At 39.7% G+C, this 21,516-nt stretch carries 16 protein-coding genes; 12 read left to right on the top strand and 4 right to left on the bottom strand.

The features are described from left to right. Positions 1–139 precede the first annotated feature (139 nt). Positions 140–2,410 carry an EAL domain-containing protein gene (locus tag J3L16_RS08035; RefSeq protein WP_207612431.1) on the bottom strand — a complete coding sequence of 757 codons (2,271 nt, stop codon included), beginning with the start codon at positions 2,408–2,410 and terminating at the stop codon, positions 140–142. A 707-nt stretch (positions 2,411–3,117) separates the two neighbouring features. On the opposite strand from J3L16_RS08035, the gene J3L16_RS08030 reads away from it, so the two are divergent. Further along, on the top strand, positions 3,118–5,514 hold the full coding sequence (locus J3L16_RS08030) for a zinc-dependent metalloprotease (protein WP_207612429.1): 2,397 nt from the start codon (positions 3,118–3,120) through the stop codon (positions 5,512–5,514). Between the two features lie 14 nt (positions 5,515–5,528). Here the strand turns inward: J3L16_RS08030 and J3L16_RS08025 are convergent, their stop codons facing one another. From J3L16_RS08025 to J3L16_RS08015, 3 genes are all read right to left on the bottom strand, one after another. Then, positions 5,529–6,650, bottom strand: coding sequence for a succinylglutamate desuccinylase/aspartoacylase family protein (locus J3L16_RS08025; protein WP_207612427.1), 1,122 nt, complete (start codon positions 6,648–6,650; stop codon positions 5,529–5,531). Beyond that, positions 6,647–7,393, bottom strand: coding sequence for a HesA/MoeB/ThiF family protein (locus J3L16_RS08020; protein WP_207612425.1), 747 nt, complete (start codon positions 7,391–7,393; stop codon positions 6,647–6,649). The genes J3L16_RS08025 and J3L16_RS08020 overlap by 4 nt, the downstream gene beginning before the upstream one ends. A gap of 163 nt (positions 7,394–7,556) precedes the next feature. Then, positions 7,557–10,607, bottom strand: coding sequence for a TonB-dependent receptor (locus J3L16_RS08015; protein WP_207612423.1), 3,051 nt, complete (start codon positions 10,605–10,607; stop codon positions 7,557–7,559). Positions 10,608–11,263: 656 nt separating this feature from the next. On the opposite strand from J3L16_RS08015, the gene moaB reads away from it, so the two are divergent. The 11 genes from moaB to pnp all read left to right on the top strand — a co-directional run bounded on the left by moaB (position 11,264) and on the right by pnp (position 21,468). After that, a complete protein-coding gene (moaB, locus tag J3L16_RS08010) occupies positions 11,264–11,773 on the top strand; it encodes a molybdenum cofactor biosynthesis protein B (RefSeq protein WP_207612421.1) in 510 nt (169 codons plus the stop codon). Beyond that, the gene (gene moaC / locus J3L16_RS08005) at positions 11,770–12,237 is read left to right on the top strand and encodes a cyclic pyranopterin monophosphate synthase MoaC (RefSeq protein ID WP_207612419.1); all 468 of its coding nucleotides are present in this window, start codon (positions 11,770–11,772) and stop codon (positions 12,235–12,237) included. The genes moaB and moaC overlap by 4 nt, the downstream gene beginning before the upstream one ends. Further along, entirely contained in the window at positions 12,224–12,487 is a 264-nt protein-coding gene (gene moaD, locus J3L16_RS08000; RefSeq protein ID WP_207612417.1) for a molybdopterin converting factor subunit 1, read from the top strand. Before moaC ends, moaD begins: the two co-directional genes overlap by 14 nt. A 2-nt stretch (positions 12,488–12,489) precedes the next feature. Continuing rightward, positions 12,490–12,936, top strand: coding sequence for a molybdenum cofactor biosynthesis protein MoaE (locus tag J3L16_RS07995; protein ID WP_207612416.1), 447 nt, complete (start codon positions 12,490–12,492; stop codon positions 12,934–12,936). A gap of 18 nt (positions 12,937–12,954) precedes the next feature. After that, positions 12,955–13,758, top strand: coding sequence for a thioredoxin family protein (locus J3L16_RS07990; protein WP_207612415.1), 804 nt, complete (start codon positions 12,955–12,957; stop codon positions 13,756–13,758). A gap of 82 nt (positions 13,759–13,840) precedes the next feature. Next, complete coding sequence (putP, locus tag J3L16_RS07985) at positions 13,841–15,325, top strand: sodium/proline symporter PutP (RefSeq protein ID WP_207612414.1); 1,485 nt, start codon at positions 13,841–13,843, stop codon at positions 15,323–15,325. 50 nt (positions 15,326–15,375) lie between these two features. Then, entirely contained in the window at positions 15,376–16,272 is an 897-nt protein-coding gene (locus tag J3L16_RS07980; protein ID WP_207612413.1) for a mechanosensitive ion channel domain-containing protein, read from the top strand. A 45-nt stretch (positions 16,273–16,317) separates the two neighbouring features. Then, complete coding sequence (locus tag J3L16_RS07975) at positions 16,318–17,346, top strand: 5'-methylthioadenosine/S-adenosylhomocysteine nucleosidase (RefSeq protein ID WP_207612412.1); 1,029 nt, start codon at positions 16,318–16,320, stop codon at positions 17,344–17,346. A gap of 31 nt (positions 17,347–17,377) precedes the next feature. After that, positions 17,378–18,295 carry an alpha/beta hydrolase gene (locus J3L16_RS07970; RefSeq protein WP_207612411.1) on the top strand — a complete coding sequence of 306 codons (918 nt, stop codon included), beginning with the start codon at positions 17,378–17,380 and terminating at the stop codon, positions 18,293–18,295. 74 nt (positions 18,296–18,369) lie between these two features. Continuing rightward, positions 18,370–19,278, top strand: coding sequence for a transcriptional activator NhaR (gene nhaR, locus J3L16_RS07965; RefSeq protein WP_207612409.1), 909 nt, complete (start codon positions 18,370–18,372; stop codon positions 19,276–19,278). A gap of 63 nt (positions 19,279–19,341) precedes the next feature. Further along, positions 19,342–21,468 carry a polyribonucleotide nucleotidyltransferase gene (gene pnp, locus J3L16_RS07960; protein WP_207612407.1) on the top strand — a complete coding sequence of 709 codons (2,127 nt, stop codon included), beginning with the start codon at positions 19,342–19,344 and terminating at the stop codon, positions 21,466–21,468. The last annotated feature ends 48 nt before the right edge of the window (positions 21,469–21,516 follow it).

Raw genomic sequence — 21,516 nt, 5'->3', positions numbered from 1 at the left:
ACAAAAGAAATAAGGAGTTAGAGTGCCAACCTAGATTAGAGCTTTACAAAGCACTGCAAGCACACGCTAGGAATGAAACATTACTTTTTCGTCAAGTGTTAAATAAACTGACAATGAAGGTATTGGTGGTTTTAAATGTTTATAGATTGATTTCGTGATTTATAAAATATTGTAAATCTGACAAAGATAAAGGTTTAGAGTGGTAAAAGCCTTGGCTACAGTCGCATGAAATACTTTGAAGATATTCATCAGTCACTTTATCTTCTACACCCTCAGCAACGATTTTCATGTTCATGTCGTGAGCTAATTTGACCATGGCTTGAACAATACTTTTGGAACGGGAATCAGTAGTTAAATCTCTAATAAACGTTCTATCTAATTTGATAATATCAAAATCAAGCATTTTAATATTGTGTAATGAAGTATAACCGGTTCCAAAATCATCAATTGCTACAGAAAATCCACAATTTCTAATTAATTTAACAATTTTAATAGACCGCGTTATGTCTTTAATTAGGCTTGTTTCGGTAATTTCAAATATAATTCTTTTCTTATTTTTTACGGATGATAATTGCTTTAAGAAGTTTTCTAGCATTATCGTATTATATAGATGAGTTGCAGGTAAGTTGATGGCGTAATAAAGATGCGGAGGCAACACATTCAATACTTCTATGCTCTTATCAAATACAAACTCGTCTACAAGATGCACTAAATTTAGCGACTCGCACATAGGAATGAAACTGGCAGGCGAAACCATGCTTCTGCGCGAACTGTTCCAGCGCAGTAGTGCCTCACACCCAATTACCTTCTGTGAGCTGGTATCTATTATTGGTTGAAAAACTTGATAAAACTCGTTGTTTAAAAGGCCGTATTTTAAGTCTTCCTCAAACGAGAACCGTTCTTGAAGATAAAGCTCCATAGCTGAATTGAAAAAGTAAAATTGGTTTTTACCTTTTTGTTTAGATGAGTACATCGCTAAGTCAGCTTTTTTTAGCAAATCAATCGGATTTTCAGCATCTTCAGGGTATAGGCTAATACCAATACTCAAAGTTGTTTGCAGTTTATAATCAACACATGATAACGGACTTTCAAATGCTTTTAATATGCGCTGAGACATTGATATAAGGCAGTTCTTATCGTTTATGTTTTTTGCCATTATAACGAATTCGTCGCCGCCTAAGCGTGCAACAAGATCGCTTTTTTTAACCACTTGGTTGAGTCTACTAGCGACTTCTGCAAGTAAACGGTCGCCTATTTCGTGCCCATAGCCATCGTTGATTTGCTTAAAGCCATCTAAGTCTAAAAACAAAACTGCAAATTGGTCTTCATCTGGTGATACGCAAGCAAGTCGGATTTTTTCAATGATATTCGGCCTATTAGCTAACCCTGTTAGGCCGTCAAATAAAGCTAGGTTGTGCAAGTCATTCTCTTTTTGTTTTAACTCGGAAATGTCTCGTACCGTCGCGCCATACAAATCTTCTTGCTGTTGCTCGCCTTTTATTTGAAAAATACTAAGGAAAAATACGTTATTCTGTTGGATGGGCGAAGTGAACTGACCTTCCCATTTACCTTCCTTTTTTACTTTTTCAAGAATGCCGATTTTTAACTCTTCGCTGAGTGTATTTTGCAAAAAGTTGTCAATAGTAAATTCTGGATTATGTTCCATTAATATGGTTTTTGCTGATTGATTTGCGTGTTGAACATTCCAGTTATCATCTAAAATAACTAAGCCTTCGTGGCTGTAGTCAAACAGTTTTTTAAAGCGCAAAATGGTTTTATCTTTTAACAAAACGTCGTGTGTATTACTGCGTAATGCCTTTGCTAAAATCACATAGTAAAGTAAGAACATTATTCCTACAGTTAACAAGGCTAAAATGATTCGATACGCAAATATTCTTTTGGCGGAAAGTATACTTGCATTTTCAAATGTCGAGACCGCTTGATCGAGTATTTGTAGTAAGTCTTGTGATTGGTTATATATGTATTCTAGTTCTTTATCTACAACGCTGTGGTTATCGCTAAGACTATTTAAAATAGGGCTGTAGTTCTCGAGTAAATCTAAATAGTTTATTAACTTATCACCAATTTCCTGCTTCGAATAAAACAAAAATAGTTCATTGGTTTTTAAGTTTCGAGTAAGAAAATGGTGGTTGTCGATTAACTCTTGTTTAACAGCGTTAAATTCTTTTTTTTGCATCTCTTCATTCAGTTTAAACACTGCAATGTAAGCCGCTTTTTGACTTAACATTCGTTGTTTACCTGCAATGTTTATAATTTGAGGGTAGCTTGCGAGTTCTTTCGCTAAAATATTATTTAATATGCCAACGGCAATTATCCAAAACACTAATAAACTTAGGGTTTTAAATACAGAATGATATAAATTATTGTTTTTTCTATTTTTTTCTGTCACTTTAATAATCGCATTAGAAACATTTTATTCGTTTATGATGAGACGAGCTAGGTGTCGTTATCGGCATTTAATTAAAAAATGTTAATACCAAATAATGTCGTTTTTCTTAAAGCTTACTTATTACTATTAGTTAGTATAGCAAACTTGTACTTGAGTAAGTCTTTGATGGCGAGTTAACAAAATGTACTTTTTTTCTTTATGGTTACCACAATTTATTTTGTGATTTTTACCTTCGTTCATTAATTATACTAGAAAGTCTCTATAACGCACATCCATATACTACGAGCTGTGTGCGAGGTGATTTTTGAATTTCCACTGTGTACTAATTCGTTGAATGCGTTGTTTTTTGCGATAAAGTGGGAATATTACCTCAGTCCCTTATAAACATGGGCTCGAAAGGAGAATAGGTTTAAGCTCTGGATTGAGCAATGATGTTTTTCTCGCTATGCTGAGGCGCCTTCGAATATTTATGTAAGCATTAATTATAATGTAAATATTATTGCTATGGTTACAGCATGTTTTGGTACGAGAATTTCAGGGGCTACATTTCATTTTGGTATTACTGCGTCTAAAGCCTATTAACTTAGATAAACTCTATGCGAGTACGTTGAGTGTTGTTGGGTACTGAAAAAACAAGCAGATAATAATAAATAACAGGAAATACAATTATGGTTGGTATAAAACCAGGAAAGATAAAAAGGCCTTTAATGCAATATTTTTTGCTAATAAGCCTTTTTCTGAGCGTATCAGAACTGAGTGCGTCACAAGACGAAAATCGTTTATCTATGGTAGAGGAGATGGAAACTCAGTCGGGATTATTAGACTTACATTACTCTGACAAAACGGGAAAGGTCTTGCTTAGTATCCCAAAAACAGGCGCAGAGTATATCTTTCAAACAAGTTTACCCAGAGGTGTTGGTTCAAATGACATTGGCTTAGATCGAGGCCAGCTTGGCGACACAAGGCTGGTAGAGTTTGTTCGTTATGGCAATAAAGTACTACTTACCCAAAAAAATACGGGCTACCGCGCTAGTGCAAAAAATGAAGCGGAAAAACAAAGTGTTGATGAAGCGTTTGCTGACTCAGTTATTGCTGGATTTGAAATAAAATCAGAAGATTCCGACTTTATTTTAATTGATTATACCGATTACTTATTATCTGATGTTCACGGTATTCAAACACGATTGAAAAACACTGAGCAAGGAAGTTTTAGCGTTGATAAAACCCGTAGTGCGGTATTTTCAAAACGAACAAAAAGCTTTGAGCGCAATACAGAACTAGAAGCGGTTGTTACCTTCAAAGGTACATCGCCAGGTCGCTATGTTCGTCAAGTTACTCCCGATCCTATTAGCATTACTGTGCATTTGCACCATTCTTTTATTGCCTTACCTGATGACAATTATGTTCCGCGCGTATTTAACCCAATGTCAGGGTTTTGGGAACACAGTTATTACGACTACAGCGCGCCAATTACAGACAATATTGAACAACAAGTCATTGTTCGTCATCGCCTTAAAAAGAAAAATCCTCAAGCTGAGGTTAGTGAAGCAGTTGAGCCTATAGTCTATTACCTTGACCCGGGTATTCCAGAGCCTGTTTTGTCTGCCTTAAAAGAAGGAGCACAGTGGTGGGATCAAGCGTTTTCTGCTGCGGGTTACAAAAATGCTTTTCAGGTAAAAGTTCTTCCCGCTGATGCAGACCCAATGGATGTAAGGTATAACGTGATTCAATGGGTACACAGAGCTACAAGAGGCTGGTCGTACGGTACGTCTGTTGTGGATCCTCGTACAGGTGAATTGATTAAAGGCCATGTTACGCTAGGATCACTTAGGGTCCGTCAAGATTACCTTATCGCTCTTGGGCTTACGAGTCCGTTCAAAAAGCCGCCTTATGATACAGAAAAGCAAAAAAATATGGCGTTGGATCGTATTAGGCAATTGTCGGCTCATGAAGTTGGTCACACGTTAGGACTGGCACATAACTTTGCCGCTAGTGAGTTTGGTAGAGCATCAGTGATGGATTATCCACATCCTAAGATAGGAATAAGTGATGGCGAAATATCATTAGATGATGCCTATGCTCATGGCATTGGAGAGTGGGACAAGTTGGTTATTGCCTATGGTTACCAAGACCACGGTACCAATGATGACGAAAGCAAAGGCGTTGAACATTCTTTAAAAGCCATTCTAAATTCAGGGATTGCATATAAATCTGATCCTGACAGCCGCCAAGGGCGCCATAGTACATCAGATGGTCATTTGTGGGATAACGGCGCCGATCCAATTAAGGAATTCGATCACTTAGCTAATGTAAGAAAAATAGCATTGAGTACAATGGGCACTAACACGCTTGCAGTGGGAGAAAATGCGTCCTCATTAACTCATAAACTGATCCCTATTTATTTACTGCATCGTTACCAGCTTGATGCGATAGCTAAACAGCTAGGTGGCGTTAATTATAGCTATGAGGAAAAGCTAGCAGAAAAGGAGCTTGTCGGCATTAGCTTTGTTTCTGCTGATATACAAACACAAGCATTGTCTCGATTAGTACAAGCCTCCACAGCAGAGTTTTTACGTATTCCTGATACTATTGTAAATCTTATACCTCCCTTTGCTTATGGTGACCAAGCGTCTAGAGAAGATTTTGCGTCTCGAACAGGTAGAGCATTTGATCCATTAACAGCTGCAGAGGCTGCTGCGTATGCATCGCTGAACCTTACTTTACACCCAGAAAGACTTAACCGTTTAAGTTTACAGCATGGATATGATGGGGATATCCCTACCGTTCAAGAAGTGGCAGAGATGATTTTAAATACACATTGGAAGAGCTACTCTAGTGATCCGCTGTCAGCTCGTTTAAGATGGGTTTCGTTGTACAGTGTGCTGAACGCAATTAAAGATAAGCAGCTTTCTCCAGAAGCAAGTCAAATGTTGACTTTGTCGCTGTCTGAACTTGATACGTGGTTAGATAAAAAAGGCGGAAAAAGTGGTTACCCTAAACATGAAATATTAGTGTTAAAGCGCCACTTTGACGTGTTTTGGAAAACAGGGGAGTGGCCTGTGGATTACCAGCCTCAACCTATGCCCCCAGGCTCACCTATTTAAATTTTATTGTAATGCTAACCCAGTTCGTAGAACTGGGTGAAGCACTTGAACAGTTGGGTACCGCTTAACACCGATGCTGAAGGGAAGTGCAATATAGGGATTAAGTCGCAAGGTGCCCGTAACGTTTGCATGGCTTTTTCATTGTCCATATCATCAATATTGAGTATTTTAGCCATAGTTTGGCCTTTTTTTACTACCTTGCCGAGTTTAGCTTGGTAATCAACCATGCCACCAAAATCAGTGTATAAGACTTTGTAGTTTTCTAGCTCCACGCCATAACGAGTGATCGACTGAGGCATAAATTGGGTGGCGTTTAAAACACCTTTTGCGGCTAAATAACCCAGAATATTTTGGGCGTCTTTTTTTCCTTGATTAAAGTTGAGAGTTTCCTGGCTACCAAGCTCTAAAGTAAAAGCTTCTACCTCAAATTTAACTTTTCTATCAAAGCGTTGCTCTAAAGTTAATGCCAATGTCCACCAGGGACAAAAGCTCGCTTCGTCGAGTGCTCCAGCAAAGGAGTTAGGGATAAAAATACAATAGGGAAATGAAAATTGATGGGCAGCTTGTTTTGCATATTCGGGAATGTAAATGTGCCGTGTTGCAACTGGGCCTGTGTGTAAATCTAAAACAATGTCAGCATCGCTAGCTAATTGTTGTAAGCGCAAATTTAACTGTTGGGCTAAGCCTAAGCCCCAAGGTTGATTGAGTTTGTCATGTATGGCTTGTTGCCATAGCAAACGAAACCTTTGCTTGATTGAGTCTAGGGATTCTTCAGGTGTGATGGTTTCAGTGAATTCATCAACGAGTTGTGGATCGTAAAAATAGCCTCTGTTCCAATTTGTACCATTAACCGGATCGAAACGGCCAAGGGTATATTCGCCTGCTTTTATGTTAGTTCCGACTGGATTACAATTGGGGACCAGTACTATTTCGCCGTAAATGGTTTCTTCTTTTAGCGCTTGTATAAGGTGATGAATAACCACATTACCTTGTACTTCAGAACCATGAATACTGCTTTGAATATACACTTTTGGTCCGGGTATATTGTCTGTGATTGTGTAAACAGGCACATTTAAATTTCGGCCAGATGCATTTTGCGCAACGCTAATATGTTGTTTAGTTAAGTTTTTGTTCATAGTGATTTTGTACAAAGACTACAGAGCTGCGATTGGTTAAAGCGCATTGTACGCCATGTATGATTTAAACCATCGAAAAATTGAACCTCACCAGGCGGAGGGGTTTTTAAACCCACAATTAATTGCCCTGCAAGCATGGCTTGATAGTGCCCTATAATTGTAACCACGGGACCGAAAATGCCACGTTCGACGCAAGATTCATTGGGATCTGGCCATACTTTTGATAAGCATTCATAACAAGGTGCATCCTCCTCAGGGGAGATACAGGCAACCATGCCTTCAAACCGTATTGCGGCGCCAGTAATCAGTGGGACCAGTTGTGATTTACATGCCGCATTTACGAATAGCCGAGTGTTGAGGTTATCTGTGCAATCAATAACGAGGCTGGGTTTAGCTAAAGGTACATCATGTAAATATTCTTGTTTAAATTCAGTAGAAAAAGACTGAATTTCGATTGTTGGGTTGAAATTTACCAATTTCTGTTTGGCAACATCGACTTTATAACAACCGATATCATCCTCCGTATATAAACTTTGTCGAGCTAAATTCGATTTGTCTATTGTATCTGGGTCAATCAAAGTAAGGTTGTTAACGCCCATCAAGGCAAGTGATTGTGCTGCTGCACACCCTAAACCGCCAAGGCCAACAATAACAACATGAGAATTAGCTAATGCCTCTTGACCATCTAAATCTATTTGGGGGAGGGCAATTTGCCTATCGTAACGTTTTAAATCGAATTTCATGTAATGTATAACAGCGCTATTGATTGGACTAGTTGAAGTCGTTGGGTGAATGTTAATTCAATTAGATTTATACACTCATAAAAAACGGATTACTAGGGTAAGACAGCCCATAAAATAAAAAACCCCAGCAAAGCTGAGGTTTTTATATTGATTTGAGTATTACTTAAAAGCGGTAAGTACCACCGAAAGTAATTCTTCGGTCAGTTAAACCCTGGAAGCAAAGTAATGCATCTTCATTAACACAAGATTGGGTTATGTCAGATTCAGTTAAGTTAATCGCTTCAATGCCAATATTAAGGTTTTCATTCACGTCATAAGTCACACTTGCATTTAGCTGGCCACGGTCATGAGTGACAACAGGGAAACCCAAGGTACTATTAGTTGAAGCGCCCGCTGCCGTATCAAAGGTTCGGAATGCTTCACGCCATGTATAACGTACACGTGCTGATAAACCGTACTTATCATAGAATATTGTTGCATTGTAGGCAGTTTCAGAGAAATCAACTAAACCTTGTACTGCTTCAATTGTTTCAAATTCTCTAATATCGTAAACACCGTTTATGGCGTTGAAAATATCAGTACCGCGAGTCGCAGAGCTATTTGTAAGTGAACCACCTTCAAAATCTTGAACGGTAAAGTTAGCGATAACACCAAAACCTGACGCCCAACCTAATTTATCTTCAAAGCTTGATAAATCGTATTGGAAAGCTACTTCTACGCCGCTTTGCGTTGTTTCTTCAGGGTCATTTAGGCGTGTATTCGCATCAACACAAAGGCCATTTGGTGCACCATCTGGGCCAAATACATTAGGTTGTGCTAATGGGTTGAATACACCACCACCTGGGCAGCTAGGGTCAGTGTCTCTAAAGCCACTTGCAAACACCTCAGCTGAATCTATCTGTTGCACGAAGATATTAGTACGTTCTTTTTCAAAGTAACCCACACTGACAAATGCACCTGGCGCAAAATACCATTCAGCAGAAATATCAAATGATACCACCTCTTCAGGCGCTAACTCTGGGTTTCCTATATTCAGCGCTGCATTTTCGTTGGTGCCGAAAGTTACAGATGAATTTAAGAAACTGAAGTCTGGACGGTTAATATCTTTACCTGCGCCAAAACGCAATACAACATCTTCATGAGGCTCTACGATAATGTTTACACGAGGTAAAAAGAAATCATAGGTACCAGAAGTAACAACAGGAGAAATAACGCCATCAATTGTGGTGTTACCCAACGAATCAGTGTCAGTTTCAATGTAACGAGCACCAATGCTGCCTCTTACAATACCGGCTTCAAAATTCGCTTGAGCGTACAGAGCATGAGTTTCTTCTTCGATATTAAATGAGGCATTGGCGTTTGGAGTAAAGTTGGCAAAATCTTGATTACCGCCATGTTGACGTATTGCATCTTCTAATATTGCCAATACACCTTCCTGGTCGTCAAATGCGCGATCTGGGTCGACAATTAGGAAATTTCTAAGTGCCAATTCTCTCCCGTCGGCATCGCCAAAGTTACTAGGTCCAGCAACTAATAACTCCTCAAAAAGAGAACCATTAGGACTATCAACTAATCGACTAAACCCGCCAATACGATCACTGACTGACACAACTTCATTCTCTGTCTTATTGTAACGGTAACCAAAATCCACAGATGTCAGTACTGGAATATCAAAGAAGTAAGTGAAATCTACACGAAATGCATCATCACTGTTTTCAAGAGTGCTTGCACTGATATCAACTTGGTCTAACACAACATTATTAGGGTCAAGTAGTTGTTCAACAGTCGGTGCGAAAGGCGAATCAAAGTTAATACCAAATGTTAAATCGCCACCAGTTAAGTCGTAAATAAATGGAACGGCGTTGTCGTTACTTGTACTGGCAGTAGTATTTCCAAATTCATCCAGTCCGTCTAACGGCGCATTTGGGTTTATGAAATTTAATTGGGTGTTCAATTGTGGAAATTCGCTATCAGATTGCGCAGTTGATATTTCCGCACTGATTGCCCAGTTATCACCTTGCCATTCGCCACCAATTCGGAAAAGCTCTGTATCGGTAACACGGCCATTTGTATCACTGTTAAAACGCAAGTTTGGATCGTCGTCATCAACGCTTAAATTAGGCTCAATTGTGCCTTGTGTTGCTACTTGTATACTGCCTAAGTCTCGGCCATCTAAAGAGCCAAAATCAACAGTTTCAAAAGCGGTCGGCAAACTAGTATCACGAAATGCACTGATGCCTGATGCTTGAACTCGAGTACTGTCTTGACGTTGTTCTTGACGAGTAATCAATGTATCGAAGAAGAATTTCAAGTTGTCATTTGGCGCATATTCAAATGATGTTGAAAGGTTCTTTGTTTCGAACTCAAAATTTTCTAGTTCCTGGTTTAAGAATTGTACACCCACGAAATCGAAATCTTGTGCTACGGGGGCAACATCTTGAACAACAGGTTCTCCATCACTATTTAATCGTATAACTTCTGCATTTACATTTTCTACCAGGCCACCATCGCGATCTACACGAGGCCTGAAAGATGAAACATCTTGTTCTGTATAACTTCCACTGATTACAAAGCCAAATTTACCGGAATCGGTATCCCAATTTTTACCAAAGGCTCCAGATAATCGAGGCTGTACACCATCAGTAGTTAAACTACTGTCTTCACCTTGAATACGAATTGAACCCAAGGTTTCTGTGAGTTGTAATGGGCGAATAGTGCGTAAATTTACAATACCACCTACTGAGCCTTCAATGCTTTTCGCATCAGGAGACTTGGTTACTTCTACCCCAGCAATAATCGCAGGGTTCAAATCTTCAAAACTTATTCCTTGTCTTGCGGTGCTTGAGCTAACGGTAGAAACACCGTTAATAAGTGTTCTGTTATCGTTAGTACCACGAATTTGAACGCCAGTACCAACACCTGCAGTACGGGTGATTTGAATACCGGTAACGTTTTCTAATACTTCCGCTAAGTTTTGGTCTGGCAGTTTTCCGATATCTTCGGCTAAAATAACTTCAACCAATTTACTGGAACTTCTTTTTTCTGCTAAGGCTCCTGCCAGTGCTGAACGGATACCTGTTACTTCTACAATTTCGACGAGCTGTTCTTCTTCGCCGGTTGGAGCTTCTTGAGCGTAAAGATTCGTTGAGGCAAGTCCTGTAATTGATAAAACGGCCGCGCTAATCGCTGAGAGATGGAATTTTCTATTATTCATCACTGTGGTTTCCTTAATTATCTTTTTTACTACGGTTCAGGGTGTATTGCTTGTAAATTAAAAATTCAAATATTGTTACACTTTTCACTTATAGTTATAATATATTTACAAGTGGTTTACAATTAAATGTTACCAATTTGTTTATTTTTGTTGTGAATATCGTGTTAGTTGTTGTTTTTTTGTAGGTTTTATTTGAGGTGAGTCTTGGTAATAGAAAAGGTTAACCAAGTTTAATAAACAATAATCCTTTAAAATCATTGGGTTATGTTTTTGTTGAGGCGCTTTAAATAGTCTTTTATTCTGGTTTACCAATTATGTTAAACCTTGATTTTGATGGAATTTATCATTTGATCGTTATTAGGATGTGACGTTTTGCAGTGGATTTAACGGGTTAAAAAAAGTAATTGGCAGACCAATAATACAATTTATTTACTAATTGGTTGGCAACTAAGAAGGGAAGGAGGTGAATCAACCCCAAATTCCTACAAGAGTGAACTACCTCCTGTGGATTGGTTATTAAAAACGTGATTAATTAATGGTGTTGGGCGTCTGCTGAAAAACTGAGTAAATAAGGTTAATACCGTTTTGTGATTGAAGGCCATGGTGATGAAGGTGTACATTATAGGTAATATCATTAGTCATTTTATAAGAGAAAGATGGATACTATGAGTACAGAATATACAAACTCACTTAACATCGCGGTACTTACTGTTTCCGATACGCGATCGTTAGATACCGATAAATCAGGCGATTATTTAGTTTCGGCTGCATTAGAGGCGAACCACAAAGTAGTCGCTAGAGATCTGGTAAAGGATGATGTTTATGTTTTACGAGCAATAATATCAAAGTGGATAGCGGATCCAGAAGTACAAACTGTATTAGTTACTGGCGGTACCGGCTTTAGTGGCCGAGACTCTACACCAGAAGCGTTAAGCGTGTTATTCGACAAAAATATAGATGGATTTGGTGAGTTGTTTCGTCAAATCAGTTTTGAAGAAATTGGCACCTCTACTATTCAATCTAGAGCGCTCGCAGGCTTTGCAAATAAAACCTTGCTTTTTTGTTTACCAGGCTCTACTGGAGCATGTAAAACAGCATGGACAAAAATTTTAAAAGAACAATTAGATAGCGAGCATAAACCTTGCAATTTTGTGCATCACCTATGAGTGATTTTACTCATATAGATGCACAGGGTAACGCCTCTATGGTAGATGTGTCAGACAAGCCTGTGAGTCATCGTGAAGCCATTGCAAGTGGCTTTATCTCTATGGCGCCTGAAACGGTAATGGCTATAAAACAGCAAAGCTTAAAAAAAGGTGACGTATTAGCAGTCGCACGTATTGCGGGTATTCAAGGGGCCAAACGTTGTGCCGATTTAATTCCTCTTTGCCATCCGCTAGCGTTAAGTAAAGTTGATATTCAATTTTCTTTAGAAACTAACGGTATCAGTGTGTCTTGTTTGTGTAAGTTGAGCGGTCAAACGGGTGTGGAAATGGAAGCCTTAACAGGTGTTAATGTTGCCTTACTGACCTTATATGACATGTGCAAAGCCATAGACAAAAAAATGGTGATAGAAAAGGTGACCTTAGTTAAAAAGCGCGGAGGTAAAAGTGACTATGACCGAAAATAAGAACACAGTCATTATTAAGTTTTTCGCCTTAGTTAGGGAGCAGATAGGATTAGACGAGATAACGGAAACTATTACCGACAATGAAACCTTAGATGAATTAAAGCGCAGAATCGAAGCTAAAGGAGATAACTTTGCCTTGGCTTTATCTGGGCCTGTAGTAATGGCGTGTAATCAGACCATGGTAGATGGTACTCATACTATTAACTACGGCGATGAAATTGCTTTTTTCCCGCCCGTCACAGGTGGGTAGATTTGAATAGTCACCTGACGTTTTCCTCATTGGATTTAAATCAGCTCAATAGCGACTTCAATGCCGATTTGGGCGGGGCTGGGGCATCTGTCACATTTACCGGGTTTGTGCGTGATTTTAATGTGAAAGGCAAGTTAGATGGGTTAGAGCTTGAGCATTACCCTGGTATGACAGAAAATGCACTGCAAGAATTAGCGAATAAAAGTAGAGCCAAGTTTCATTGCCTCCGACTGGTTGTTGTACACCGTGTCGGCAAAATCGAAAATCATGAACCTATTGTATGGGTTGGGGCAGCATCGCATCACAGACAATCTGCGTTTGATGCGGCAATGTATACTATGGACGTACTAAAACAATCTGTACCACTTTGGAAAAAAGAGTGGATGGATGGTAAAGCTATTTGGGTTGACGCTAAAGACTCAGATAAAATTGCAGCGAGCCGATGGTAAATAACAAAGGAGAAAGGCGTGAGTAGTAAAGGTTTTATTAGGATTATCTTTTTGTTATCAGGAATGTGTTCGGCGCTTTTGACTTTTCAAGTCTATGCAGATGGCGACAGTCATGCTGTTTTAGAGCAGTTTACTTTTAATCCTGTTGTAAACCCAATGGTTGATGTAAATGAGGCGCTAAATGAGGCAATACAGCAAAATAAACTACTTCTTCTAGTGCTTGGAGCACAGTGGTGTCATGATAGCCGAGGACTTGCATCTCGTTTTTCTAATGAAAAGCTATTCGATGTTATTGAGAATAAATACCACACCGTATTTATTGATGTGGGGTATTTACAAGATCGTCGAGACATCACGCAACGATTTGGTTATCCGTCTTATTTTGCCACGCCAACGGTAATGGTAATCGAGCCAAAATCAGAGCAGTTGTTAAATGGCGAGTCTATGGATATTTGGGCGTTCGCAGCAAGTATTAGCCTAGAAGATTACCTAGATTATTTTTCAGATGAGCGGTTTCAATTAGATAGCAATGTTGAATTGAAAAAAGAGACGTTTAACGCTATTAACGCGTTTGCTAGTAAACAAACTGAAAAGCTTACTCGAGCTTACGCAAAAATCTCTCCAATGCTGGCGCAAAGCGACGCCGGAGAAGCGCCCGACGAATTTGCTTCACTTTGGAAAGAAGTAAGGCGTTTTCGTTTAGCGTTGCAAAAAGACATCATCAAATTAACAAAAGAAGCGAGTGAAACAGGAACAGACAGTCATCTTGTTTTTCCTGAGTACGCACCGTTCAGCTGGGAACAAGCGACAGTTAGTGAATAGTCATATTAGTCAATTGACATTGTGTACTGAGCTTGTTCTTATGTGCTCTCAAAATAATTAAAATTCAAGGTCTTGTTATCCCATGACAATCGAGAGCTATATCTCATTAGGCGTTTACTTTGCAGTTATGTTAGGCATTGGTTTATTTGCCTATCGTAAATCTACCAATGACATTTCTGGCTATCTTTTGGGTGGACGCAACGTAAATCCTCAGGTTACCGCTTTGTCTGCTGGAGCTTCTGATATGAGCGGCTGGATGTTAATGGGATTACCCGGTGCCATGTTCGTATCGGGCTTTGACGCAATGTACATCGGTATTGGTCTTGTGATAGGCGCATGTGCTAATTATATTTATGTTGCTCCGAAACTACGTGTATACACAGAAATTGCGAACAATTCTCTTACGCTTCCCGAATTTTTTGCCAACCGTTTTGGTAATAATAAACTCGGTGTTCGTATGGTGTCTGCAGTCATTATTGTTTTATTTTTTACCCTTTACACTTCTTCAGGCTTGGTCGCAGGCGGAAAGTTATTCGAAAGTGCTTTTGGATTAAGTTATCAATTCGGCTTGTTTGTGACCTTAGGCGTTGTAGTTTGTTATACATTACTAGGTGGTTTTTTAGCGGTTAGCCTGACTGATTTTGTTCAAGGCTGCATCATGTTCGTTGCACTTATACTTGTGCCTTTAGTGGCCTATTTAGAGTTCGATTCTGGTGCACAAGTGTCGAGTGCTGCATTTGAATCTATACCCCCATTTTCTGCTAGCGTCGAATCGTTAACCCTTGTCGGGCTTGTTTCAACCTTAAGTTGGGGGCTCGGGTATTTTGGTCAACCTCATATTATCGTACGTTTTATGGCGATTCGTTCGGTAGCCGATGTCAGTATTGCTAGAAATATTGGCATGTCGTGGATGCTTGTTACTTTGATTGGTGCTTTGTTTACTGGTTTTGTTGGTGTGGCTTATGCGAATCAATTTTCTTTAGCATTGGACGACCCTGAAACCATCTTTATTGTGTTGTCGCAGTTGTTGTTTCACCCCTTAATTAGCGGCTTTTTGTTGGCTGCAATTTTAGCCGCCATTATGAGTACTATTTCATCTCAGCTTTTAGTTTCTGCAAGTTCGTTAACGGAAGATATATATCGAGTGATAAGCAAAAAATCACTGTCAGACGACAAAGTAGTTATGTTAGGCCGCTTCGGTGTTGCAGGAGTATCTGTCGTTGCTTTGCTATTGGCATTTGATCAATCTAGTTCAATTTTGTCCTTAGTCAGCAATGCCTGGGCTGGCTTTGGCGCTGCGTTTGGCCCTTTAGTGTTATTTAGTTTGTATAGCAAAAATTTAACCCATAAAGCGGCAATAGCGGGAATTGTGAGTGGCGCGGTTGTTGTTTTATTGTGGATTTATCTGCCTGTTCTTAGTGATGGCAAAGCGATGAGTTCTGTCATGTACGAAATTGTTCCTGGATTTATAGTGAGTTCTTTAACCATAGCGATAGTGAATGTATTTAGTAAGCAGTCAGATGAAGCCGTGTTAGCTGAATTTGATAAAGTAAAAACTGTTGTTTAAATCTGAGACAGCACATTAGTAATATTCGTTCCTAAAATAATGGAAAACCAGTGAATACGTTTTTTGAAGAGTTTGTTTCTACGTCGTCTATTTACATAGAGAACTATAAGTTCTTTGTGACATTTCTAATTGTATTTTTTTATTTACTGGCGAAAAGAACTCTAATTCACATCATACGTTTAAGAAGCAAAAAGCGCGGTGAAGATAGGCGGCATCAAATTAACTTGACCAAGCAGCTAGCTAATGCTCTTTTGGTTGTTATTTTAATTATGTTCTGGTCTTCTGAAGTACACAACTTAGCGATTTCAATTGCAGCTTTCATGGTTGCAATTGTTCTTGCAGTAAGAGAGTACATTCAGTGTTTTATCGGTTTTATTTACTATATTTTTTCCCGGCCTTTTCGGGTTGGAGATTGGGTGCAGATAGACCAACAAGTGGGGGAAGTGGTTGAAATTGATTGGGCTAAAACCTCGATGCTAGAAGTGAATTCTGCGCATATGGAATACACAGGAAGACACGTACACATTCCCAATAATCAAATCATTACTCGGGTGATCAAAAACCTTAATTTTATGCGCAGATACCGTTTGCATAAATTCTCTATTGTTAACGAGCCAACGGTAAATGCCTATTCGTTAATTCCTCAGCTCATGGATCGCGCCGCTCATAGGTGTGCGGATTTTAAAGAAGTGGCAATTCGATATAAAAGTTTAATTGAGCGTAGCCTAGAACAAGAATTTATTAGTATCATTCCTGTCGCAACGATTCATACAAACCAATATGCTAAATTGGTCGTCGACGTTTCTATTTTTTGTCCAACCGATCGCGCAGAAGAATTAGAACAGAATATCAGTGCTGATTGGATGTTGCTTTGGCATGAAGAGCTAAGCCGAGTTGATAAACAATTAAAGTCGTCTGAATCTAATGTAACAGGCGCACCAAAATAAACCGTAGTTCCAATTTTAAAAAACTAAGATAAAAGGTATTAAGTAATGAGTAGTCCGTTAGTACATTTAAAAACCCTAGTGGTTTTGTCAGTTCTGTCTTTGTTTTCAAGTGTTGCGTTTTGCGCGCAAGATAGCGAAGCAACATCGGAATATGGTCCTAGAACATTTGATGTAAAAAATGGTTGGACTGCGATTGTTGCCGCATACGAACCAGAGATTGAAGCGATAGATAAAGCGTTTGCTCAACTTGATGATGCTGAAATAGAGAAAACAGTGCGTTTTAGAGGCGTAAAGTACCAATTAGGTAAATACAAAGGCGAGCCCGTTGTTATTTTTACTACTGGAATTAGCGTACCTAACGCAGCTATGACAATGCAAATGGCTTTTGATTACTTTCCTATTGATAAGGTGGTCATGATGGGAATAGCGGGAGCCGTTAACCCTAAGTTTACCCCAGGAGATATTGCGATCCCTGAGCGTTGGTACTTTCACGATGAATCAGTTTATATAAACCCAGACCCTAAGAACAAAGGTGAATTTATTCTACCTGATTACTACGAGCAAGCCCTTGCAAGTTATAAAGCCCGTGAAGCGACAGATGAACATGCGCCTAAGTATGAAAATTATGGTTTTATTCATCCTGAAGAAATGGCTGTGATAAAAGAAGGGTGGGATACGCCGCGTCAAATGCCTTATTTCAGCGCAAGTGAGTCATTAGTTGCTATGGCAAAAGAAGTTGCTGACAATGCGAAAATTACTATGCCATCTGGCACGCCAATTAAAATTGAAGTTGGTGGAAATGGGGTTACAGGCTCCGTTTTTCTAGACAATGCAGATTATCGCAATTGGTTAGGCCGTGTATTTAACGCACAAGTTACCGAAATGGAATCTGCCGCTGTTGGTCAAGTGTGTTTTGTAAATGATATCGATTGGATCATTATCCGTTCGGTAAGTGATTTAGCGGGCGGTCAACAAGGTAAGAATGTTGAGAATGTATTTGATGCCATCGCGTCAGGTACAGGCACACAGTTTTTACTTGGCTTGCTTGATAAGATCGTCATCAGTGATAAATAAGTTCAAACAACTTTGTTTCCTGGTAATAGGAATGTTCAGTGTCGACGTGTTGGCGTCTGACACTGAATATTTAATACCTACTCAAGAAAATGTGATTTATGGCATGGATCACGGTAGTGCCTTGCTAATGGATGTGTATTCTCCGCCCGAGCCAAATGGTTATGCTGTGGTCTTTGTTATGGGCACTGGTTTTACTGCTCAAGGAGAGTATGACGACATTCCGCTTAAATCATTAGACACCCATTTACTTGAACAAAACATCTTCCCTAACTTGATGGGGGAGACTCGGCAAATGTTTGGTCCAGCCTATGATGCGGGTTTTACCGTATTTTCAATCAATCATAGGTTAGCACCAAAGTTCACGTGGCAATATCAACTCAGAGATGTACAACGAGCTGTGCAGTTCATTCGTCATAATGCAGAACGTTTTAACATTGATGAACATTGGGTTGGCGGAATGGGACATTCATCAGGTGCAAGCTTAATTACTTTACTCGCAGTAAGCGATGATGTTGCAGATACCCATGCATTTGATCAGATAAACCGAGAAAGTAGCCGTATTCAAGCAGTTGTGCCTGTTTCAGGGTTGTTTGATTTGTTGAGCGCCCGGGAGCAAAATACGGATAACCATGCAATTCTCAGTGCCTATGTAGGCAAGGTGTTGACTTATCAACCCGCTGACCACCCGATATTTGATATGTATAGAAATGCCTCTCCCATTTCTCATATTGATGCAGACGATCCCCCAATGTACTTTATACATGGTCAAGATGATGACGATGTTAGCATTGCACAATCCGAATATATGCATGACGTACTGTTAAAAGCTGGAGTTCAAAGTCGTTATAAATCGATTAAAAAAGCAAACCATGTAGCACTTTCTGTAAATGACCAACAGCGCCCTATGGTAGAGGCTGTTAAATGGTTAGAAAGTCATACTCCTAAGTAAAATGCTCGGTAAAAATGAAGTGTCATTGATTTTTAGATATAATAAAAACTGATGATGTGATTTGAGCGAGTTTGATGAACGACGGTCTGAATTATAAACATTTGCACTATTTTTGGGTGATTGCCAAAGAAGGCAGTATCGCTAAAGCAGCGCAGTATTTACATATAACGCCGCAAACCATAAGCGGACAGTTAGCCTTGCTCGAAGGACGATTGAATCAGCCTTTGTTTGACCGTGTTGGTCGAGGGTTGCAATTAACCGAAACAGGTAGATTGGTTTTACGTTATGCTGATGATATCTTTTCCCTTGGGAAAGAATTATCTGATGTGCTGCGAGGCAATGGTATTCAAGGCAATTCTGAATTCATAGTTGGTGTCGCAAGTACCATACCTAAAACATTGATTTGGAAAATTTTAGAGCCTGCGTTATCTCGCTGTGATGACATTTCTTTAACTTGTAAAGAAGGGCCTATTGATGCCATTTTAGCGGAACTCGCGATGCAAGAGGTTGACATGGTGATCTCTGACACGCCACTGAGTTCAGCATACAGTATCAAAGCGTATAATCACTTCTTGGGGGAATGCGGTCTGTCGTTTTTTGCAGTGCCAGAATTAGTATCTCAACTGAAAGGCGATTTCCCCCATTTTTTAAATAACACACCTATGCTGTTACCTACTGGGCAATATGCTATTCGACAGCATTTTGATCAGTGGTGTATACAGCACAATTTATCGCCCGTTATTAAAGGCCAATTTGATGATAGTGCATTAATTAAATCATTTGGTCATGCAGGATTAGGAGCGTTTTTTATGCCCACTGCAGTTGAAAAAGAGGTTTGTGAAAGCTTTGGGGTTGAAATTATTGGTCGTACCACAGAAATAAAACAGCGATTTTATGCTATTTCTTCACAAAGAAAGGTCACACATCCAGCGATTAGCGCAGTTTGTGATTCTGCGCGCGACGAAATCTTTAATTGCGGCTAATTCACAGTTATACTATGCGCCGCGATAATTAGCGTTAATAATTAATTAAATAAAGGACAAAGAGTGAATCCTATTACAACTTCATTTCAGTATGGTCAGCATACTGTAACATTAGAAACGGGCGTAATTGCTCGCCAAGCCACTGCTGCTGTACTTGCAAGCATGGACGATACAACGGTTTTAGTGACTGTTGTTGGTAAAAAAGAAGCAAAACCCGATCAAAACTTCTTTCCACTAACTGTTAACTACCAAGAAAAAACTTATGCAGCAGGTAAAATTCCTGGCGGCTTCTTTAAAAGAGAAGGGCGTCCAAGTGAAAGCGAAACCTTAACTGCTCGTTTAATCGATAGACCTATTCGTCCATTATTCCCAGAAGGGTTTAAAAACGAAGTTCAGGTTGTTATTACTGTAGTATCAGCAAATCCTGATATTCCTACAGACATTATTTCTCTTATTGGTACATCAGCGGCCCTTGCTATTTCAGGCATGCCGTTTAATGGACCAGTAGGTGCAGCGCGTGTTGGTTATTCTGACGGTGAATATATCCTTAACACTCGTGCAGAAGAACAAGAAAGCAGTCAACTAGACTTAGTTGTTGCTGGAACTAAAGGCGCGGTATTAATGGTTGAATCTGAAGCTGATGTGCTTTCAGAAGACGTAATGCTTGGCGCTGTTATGTTTGGTCATGAGCAAATGCAAGCTGTGGTTGATAACGTAGCTGAATTTGCTGCTAAAGTTGGCACTGAAAAGTGGGATTGGCAACCAGAAGCTGAAAACACTGAACTAAAACAAAAAGTCAGTGAACTAGCGCGTGAAGGTATGACTGAAGCGTACCAAATCTCTGACAAGCTTGTACGTAAAGACGCTGTTACTGCAGTAACAGAAAAAGCACTTGCTGCTTTAATCGAAGCTGACGCAGAACAAGATGCGAAAGAAGCATCAGAAATGCTTCACGAATTAGAAAGCGACGTGGTTCGTTCACGTATTCTAGCGGGTGAGCCTCGTATTGATGGTCGTGATCCTGCGATGATCCGTGCTCTAGACGTATCAACAGGTGTATTACCTAGAACTCACGGTTCTGCGGTATTTACACGTGGTGAAACCCAAGCACTTGTGGTTGCAACACTCGGTAACGAGCGCGATGCGCAAATGATCGACGAGCTGAAAGGTCGTACTGACAGCCGCTTTATGTTGCATTACAACTTCCCTCCATACTGTGTAGGTGAAACTGGCATGATTGGTTCTCCTAAGCGTCGTGAAATTGGTCACGGTCGTTTGGCGAAACGCGGTATTCAAGCGGTTATGCCTGATGAAAAAGATTTCCCATACGTTGTACGTGTGGTATCTGAAATTACTGAATCTAACGGTTCATCTTCAATGGCGTCAGTTTGTGGTACTTCACTAGCACTTATGGATGCAGGTGTACCAATTAAGGCTTCTGTTGCTGGTATTGCAATGGGTCTAGTAAAAAGCGATGACAACTTTGTTGTACTTTCAGACATCTTAGGTGATGAAGATCACTTAGGTGACATGGACTTTAAAGTAGCGGGTACGACCGGTGGTATTACTGCACTTCAAATGGACATTAAAATTGAAGGTATTACTAAAGAAATCATGCAAATTGCATTGAAGCAAGCGAAAGAAGCGCGTTTGCATATTCTTGACGTAATGGACAAAGCAATTGGTGGACACAGAGACGAGCTATCTGAGTTCGCTCCTCGTATCTATACATTGAAAGTTGACCAAGACAAAATTCGTGATGTAATTGGTAAAGGCGGAGCAATGATCCGTCAAATTACAGAAGCGTCTGATACCAACATTGAAATCGAAGATGACGGTACAATCAAAATCTTTGCTACTGAAAAAGCGAAGTCTGATATTGCAATTGGTTTGATTGAGCAAGTGACTGCTGAAATCGAAGTAGGAAAAACCTATGACGGTAAAGTAACGCGTATCGTTGATTTCGGTGCGTTTGTTGAAGTACTTCCTGGTAAAGAAGGTCTAGTACACATTTCACAAATTGCACATGAGCGTGTAAATAAAGTCACTGACTATCTGAAAGAAGGTCAGCAAATTGACGTAAAAGTGATGGAAATCGACCGTCAGAACCGCGTTCGTTTAAGTATTAAAGAGTTACTTGAAAAGCCTCAGCCAGCTGAGGAAAAAACAGAGCAACCAGATAGCGAATAAGCTAGATTGTGTTTAAGAAAAAAGGGCGGTAACGCCCTTTTTTGTTTT

The organism is Alteromonas sp. 5E99-2 (assembly GCF_017368475.1).
Taxonomy (GTDB): Bacteria; Pseudomonadota; Gammaproteobacteria; order Enterobacterales; family Alteromonadaceae; genus Alteromonas_F.
The sequence above is the reverse complement of the archived record's forward strand: the minus strand, read 5'-3'. Positions and strand labels throughout refer to the sequence as shown.